Source organism: Micromonospora sp. NPDC049580 (genome assembly GCF_040675595.1).
Taxonomy (GTDB): domain Bacteria; phylum Actinomycetota; class Actinomycetes; order Mycobacteriales; family Micromonosporaceae; genus Micromonospora.
Genome location: NZ_JBFAPG010000413.1, coordinates 1 through 5,670, shown reverse-complemented (window position 1 = coordinate 5,670; position 5,670 = coordinate 1). Strand labels below are relative to the sequence as shown.

General features: G+C 70.6%; 5 protein-coding genes. 3 read left to right on the top strand and 2 right to left on the bottom strand.

Going from position 1 to position 5,670, the window contains the following annotated elements; all coding sequences use genetic code 11:
• Positions 1–86 precede the first annotated feature (86 nt).
• Complete coding sequence (locus AB0J68_RS25565) at positions 87–1,457, bottom strand: lectin (RefSeq protein WP_363940709.1); 1,371 nt, start codon at positions 1,455–1,457, stop codon at positions 87–89.
• Positions 1,458–1,945: 488 nt separating this feature from the next.
• On the opposite strand from AB0J68_RS25565, the gene AB0J68_RS25560 reads away from it, so the two are divergent.
• Positions 1,946–2,308 carry an STAS domain-containing protein gene (locus AB0J68_RS25560; RefSeq protein WP_355066608.1) on the top strand — a complete coding sequence of 121 codons (363 nt, stop codon included), beginning with the start codon at positions 1,946–1,948 and terminating at the stop codon, positions 2,306–2,308.
• A gap of 1 nt (position 2,309) precedes the next feature.
• Here AB0J68_RS25560 and AB0J68_RS25555 read toward each other — a convergent pair whose 3' ends face one another.
• On the bottom strand, positions 2,310–3,233 hold the full coding sequence (locus AB0J68_RS25555; protein ID WP_363940707.1) for a PP2C family protein-serine/threonine phosphatase: 924 nt from the start codon (positions 3,231–3,233) through the stop codon (positions 2,310–2,312).
• Between the two features lie 168 nt (positions 3,234–3,401).
• On the opposite strand from AB0J68_RS25555, the gene AB0J68_RS25550 reads away from it, so the two are divergent.
• Together AB0J68_RS25550 and AB0J68_RS25545 are read left to right on the top strand one after the other, a co-directional pair.
• Complete coding sequence (locus AB0J68_RS25550) at positions 3,402–3,935, top strand: SigE family RNA polymerase sigma factor (RefSeq protein WP_354863016.1); 534 nt, start codon at positions 3,402–3,404, stop codon at positions 3,933–3,935.
• Complete coding sequence (locus tag AB0J68_RS25545; protein WP_355134564.1) at positions 3,922–5,157, top strand: hypothetical protein; 1,236 nt, start codon at positions 3,922–3,924, stop codon at positions 5,155–5,157. The genes AB0J68_RS25550 and AB0J68_RS25545 overlap by 14 nt, the downstream gene beginning before the upstream one ends.
• Positions 5,158–5,670 lie beyond the last annotated feature (513 nt).

Below are 5,670 nucleotides of genomic sequence, written 5' to 3'. Positions count from 1 at the left end.
GACGGAACTACCGGTTCCGTCGCCGCGCCGGCCCCGTGGTGGGCGCAGCGATTTCTATCGGTGCGTCCCCGAGGTGTCCGCCGGGCTCAGCTCCGGCTCCATCGTTGGTTGGCCCCGCCGTTGCAGTCCCAGATCTGGATGCGCGTGCCGTTGGCCGTACCGTTGCCGACCACGTCCAGGCACCGGCCCGAACCCACTCCGATGATCGAGCCGTCGGCGTTGAGCCGCCACCGCTGGTTGGACTGGCCGTTGCAGTCCCAGATGATCACCGAGCTGCCGTTCGCGGTGGCGGCGCCGTTGACGTCGAGACACTTGCCGCCGAAGACGCGCAGCTCCTGAGCGGCCGTCGAGGTCCAGCTCTGGTTGCTCTGGCCGTGGCAGTCCCAGATGATCGCCGCCGTGCCGTTGGCCTGCGAGGCGCCGTTGACGTCCAGGCACCGCCCGGAGGCGGTGTTGCGCAGGGCCGACGTGCCGCTCGGAGGCGGGGTGGTCGGACCGCCGGTGGGTGACGCGGTCGGGCTCGGCGTCGGATCGGTGCTGCCGAACTGGGTGAAGAACCTCCACACCTCGCCCTTGGTCCAGGTCCTGGCGCCGCTGTCCCCGCCGCCGTCCACCGGGCCGGGGGTGTGCCCGCCGTCGAAGGCGGCCCACACCACGGGATAGCCGGCACGGCATCCGGAGTAGGTGGTGGTGATGTGGGTCAGGCTGCCCGCTCTCGGCTCGGGCGGGCTCTGTGGGGTGCAGCCGTTGTTCCGCACGAACGTGTCACGCAGGGACCGTCCGGCGGAGATGTTGAGCACCGGGTCCCCGATGCCATGGATTCCCATGTACGCGATCGGCTGGGTGCCGCCGCTGCACCCGCTGAGCTGCCCGCCGGAGTAGACCGCTACAGCGCGGAAGACACCCGCTCGCGAACAGGCCAGCGAATAGCTCATGCCTCCGCCGTAGCTGAAGCCGAGCGCGAAGAGTTGCGTCGTGTCGACACAGAGGTCGGCCTCGATCAGGCTGATCATGTTGTCGACGAAGGTGACGTCCTGGCCGCCGGGGTTGGCCCAGCCGTTACCGTTGCCCTGCGGGGCCACGAAGATGGTGCTGTTGTTCGCCTGCTGCCGCAGTCCGTAGTACGACCAGGCCGCGCCGTCCGAGCCGCCGCCGTCGACGTCGTTGGCGGTGCCGCCGTTCCAGTGGAATCCGAAGATCAACCGGTACGGGTGGTTCCGGTCGTAGTTGTCGGGGATCCTCAGGATGAAGCTACGGTTCTGGCCGCTGCTCTGGATGGAGCGTGAACCGCTGGTCAACGTGGGCGCTTTGCCGCACCCGGCGGTCGCGGCGGCCGCTGTGACGTTCGCGGCCGACGCGGCGGCGCTCAGGCCGCCGGTCATTCCCGCCACGCCCACGGTCGCGACGACGAGCGCGGCCGTCGCAAGAGAAGCAAGGAGGGGTCTACGTCTTGTCATGAGGGGGCTCCCGCCATTCGGCACGAACTGATTCAGGTGAAGGGGCGCGCGACGACCACTCCTGGTCACCCCGCCGACACCGCTCGTCGCCGAGGAACCGCGGGAAGACGCGATGTGCCCACGCCGACGCCCGGCTCGTCGCCACAGGTACCCGCCACTGGTCTCGCCGCCCATGCGGGACCAGTTGGTCGTTGAATCGTCGGTGGCCACATTGTTCGCCCGAACACCACACGACCGGCCGTCGGAGAATGCTGGAGATGCCCGGCCCGCGGTCGAATCGATTCGCTCCGACGCTAGATCCGACAGTGAAATATGTCAATGCCGTGTCCAACGGGTTGCGGCCCGGGGCGTCCGGTCAGCGGTGCGGGGCTGCTCGTACGTCGGCGAGTGCGCTGGTCAGGGGCGGTCCACGGCCGCCGATGGCCGACGGCGGTTCGCCCCTCGGCGAAATAGGGTAAGGGGGAGGTCAGCGGCGTGGGGAGGTTGTAGTGGATTTGCTGTTGTCGGTCCGGCCGGGCCGCGGCTGCACGGTGCTCGAGGTGCGCGGCGAGCTGGACATGGCGACGTCCCCACAGTTGCGCGAAGGCCTGCAAGGGTTGGCTGATGCCGGGGAGCGCCTGGTGGTGGTGGACCTGGCCGGGGTGGGATTCATGGACTCCAGCGGGCTGGGCGCGCTGGTGGTGATGTTCAAGGCGTTACGGGATGTCGGGGGTCGGTTGTGCCTGGCCGCGGTGCAGCCCGCCGTACGCAGTGTCCTGTCGATCACATCGGTGGATCGGGTCATCGGCATCTACGACAGCGTGCCGGCGGCTGAAGCGGATCTCCGTCCCGCCGACGCGACCGGCCGCTAGTTCACCCGGCGCTGGCGCGTTCCTGGTCGGCGCCAGCGCTGGTCCGCCGGTCCTCGCTGTGTCCGCCGTGCCAGTCGACGACGAACAGGGTGGCGTCATCGGCGAGCGTCGGTCCGCTGACCTCCAGCACGGCGTCGGCCAACGCCCGGACGGCCTCGCGGGGGTGCAGACCGGCGATCGAGCGCAACATGGCCGGCAGATCCAGGCTGGCCGCGTTGCGTTCCCGCACTCCGTCGGTGCCCACCACCACACGGTCGCCGGGGCGCAGCGCGACGTCGCCGGCGCAGTACGTGGCCTCGGCGAACATTCCCAGCGGGAAGTTGCCCGGCAGCGACAGCATGCGGGTGTCCCCGTCGCGTACCAGCATCGGCGGGATGTGCCCGGCGTTGAGCAGCGCGCACACGCCCGTGCGCAGGTCGAGACGGCCCAGTAGCGCGGTGACGAAACTGCCGGGCACGGCGGTGTGTTCGGCCACCTCGGCATTCGCGGCCTCGGCCTGCTCCACCAGGCCCACCCCGCGACGTCGACCGTTGCGCAGACTGCCCACCCCCAGGGTGGCCGTCAGCGCGCTGGCCACCCCGTGACCCATCGCGTCGGTGACGCTGAAGTGCAGCACGTCGCGGGCGAGGCTGTAGTCGAAGGTGTCCCCGCCGACGCTCGCGGCGGGCTCCAGCCAGCCGGACAGGGTGAACGCGCTGGCCTCACACGTGAACGAGCCGGGCAGCAGGCGGCGTTGGATCTCTCCCGACAGGGTGAACGGGGTCGTGCGTTGCCCCCACTCGAAAAGGTCGGTGTGCCGCCGGTTGGCGATCACCACGAACGCCAACACGTGCGCCGTGCGGCCGATCTCCTCCAGCTCCCGCGGATCCGGCTCGTTCGGCAGGACCATCTCGAGCAGGCCGATCGCCTCGCCGCGGTCGGTCACCGGCGCCAACACCGTCGCCCGGCAGCGGCCGAGGAAAAGGCCGCGCACAGGCGGCGGAGGCCCGCGCTGAGACGCGTCACGAATGGTGATCGCACAACTACTCCTCCGGGCGTGCAACTTCCCGGGCGACCGGATCCGTTCTACCTCCGTCACGAGGAGGCAGTCGACTTGAGAGCCGAAGACGAGCAGGCATTCCGTGAGTTCGTGACGTCGGAGATGGCGTCGCTGCGCAAGCTGGCGTACGTGACCTGCGGCGACTGGCACACGGCAGAGGACGCCGTGGCCAACGCGTTGGTCAAGCTCTACCCCCGCTGGAGGAAGCTGGACCGACCCGATCTCTACGTCAAGACGATGGTCTATCGGGCCGCGGTCGACGAGACCCGCCGGCCCTGGCGGCGCGAGCGGGCGGCTGGCGACGCCATGCCGGACGTCGCGCTGCGGGACCCGACCGGCGCGACCGACGAGCGGATGCGCCTGCGGGCGGCCCTCGACGCCGTTCCGCCCCGGCAGCGGGCCGCGGTGGTGCTCCGGCACTACCTGGGTCTGAGCCTGGAGGACACGGCCGGCGTCCTCGACTGCACGGTCGGCACAGCCAAGAGTCAGGTCTCCCGTGGCCTGGCGAAGCTGCGCGTGTCACTAGCCGGCGAACGCATCAATCTCACCGGAAAGTCGATTGAGGAGTGGACCAATGCAGTTGCATGAGTTCGTGGACGCCGTGACGGGCGAAGAGCCGCCGATGGCCCGCACCGCGGACGACATCATCGTGGCAGGGCGGCGGGCCGAGCGGCGTCGCCGGGCCGGGTTCGCGTCGGCCGGCGTGGCCGGTCTCGTCGTGGTCGCGGTCGCCGGCGCGTTCGTGCTGCCCACCCTGGGCGCCGAGCAGAATTCGCCGGCCCCGGTCGGCGCGGCGACGTCCAAGGTCGCCGAGGCCACGTGGTCCGACGCCGTGCCGTTCACCTTCACCTTTCAGGGGTACGACGCCGGCACCCTGCACGTGCAGGACCCGATCGTCGCGTCCACCGCCTACCAGATCGCCTCGGTCTACTCCGACGGCCACACCTCGAACGACAAGCCCCTCACCGAGGAAGAGGCCGCGGCGCTGGGCGGCGCCACCGAGCAGGACAAGAAGAAGGCCGCCGGGGGGAAGCCGAGCCTGTGGGCGTATCTGACCGTCTACCGGCCGGGCGTCTTCGACCCCGCGAAGATCAAGGGCGGCACGGACGTCACCGTGGCCGGGCGCAGGGCCGTGCGGGCGCTGCTGCCGGTCGGCCTCGACCCGCAGAACCAGGTGGACGCAGGCAACAAGCTGTTCGCCTGGGAGTACGCCGACAATGCCTGGGCGGCTGTCACGTCGATCTCCAGCGACGAGGCGACGCCGAGCTTCGAGGACCTGGGTGGCCTGGTCGAAGGCCTGAAGCCCAGCAAGCCGACGCCGGCTCTGGTGCCGTTCACGGTGGGCTACGTGCCGGGCGGCTACGTGCCGCTGCAGATCGGCACCCACGCGCTTCCCGGTCTCAGCGGCATCGCCGCGGCCCGTGCCGGTGACTACGGCGGCGCGACGTACACCAGGCCAGCCGCGCCCACCACGGGCCTGACCGCGCCCTACGACACGGTCGAGGGCGCCATCAAGGACGGGTTCCACATCTTCGTCACGCCCAGCACCAGCTCGAACCAGTCGCCGGAGCCCGGCGCGACGAAGTGCTACAACGTGTCCGACCAGCGCCGCCAGGGCACCGGCCCCGAAGACGGTGGCTTCTGCAACATCTGGAGCGCCGACGGGAAGGTCGTCGTCCAGGTCAGCACCAGCGGCCTTGGCAACGGACTGCCACGGGCCGAGCTGGAGAAGATCGCCAAGGGGGTCACGGTCGCCGACGTCGGGAACGAGTCGACCTGGACCCCCGCCGCGGACGCTCTGCAGCCGTAAACGATCGGCACCGGCCACCACGACAGCACGGATCGTCTCCCACCTGCCGCGCAGCCACGGCGGTGATCGCACACCAGGTGCGGTCACCGCCGTCGCGCGTTCGTGGTCGTCAGCGACAGCGGGCCGACCAGCCACCGCGCCTGATCGGGGGAGACGGCTGTCGCGTCGCAGTGGCCCTGCGCGAGCCGTGACGCACCCGGCCGCTGCCTCAACGACGAGCCCGCACTCTTGGCAGCGACGCCCGCCTCCGCTACCGTCCTTGGGAACGCTCCCATGAACTTAGATACATCAATGTGATCAGGAGGAAACACGTCGTGGCTATCCTCTCCCCCCGGCGCCGTAGATCGGTGGCCCTCAGTGTGGCGGCCATCGCGGGCACCGCCGCGGCCAGCGTCTGCTACGCCGTCGGCGGCGCGTCCGCCGGCACGGGGTCCGGGGCGGGCTACCCCGGCCCGAGTTGGGGCGTCGTGCGCGGGGGCGCCGCCCACCCCCGCGGCACGCGGGGCGGCGTCA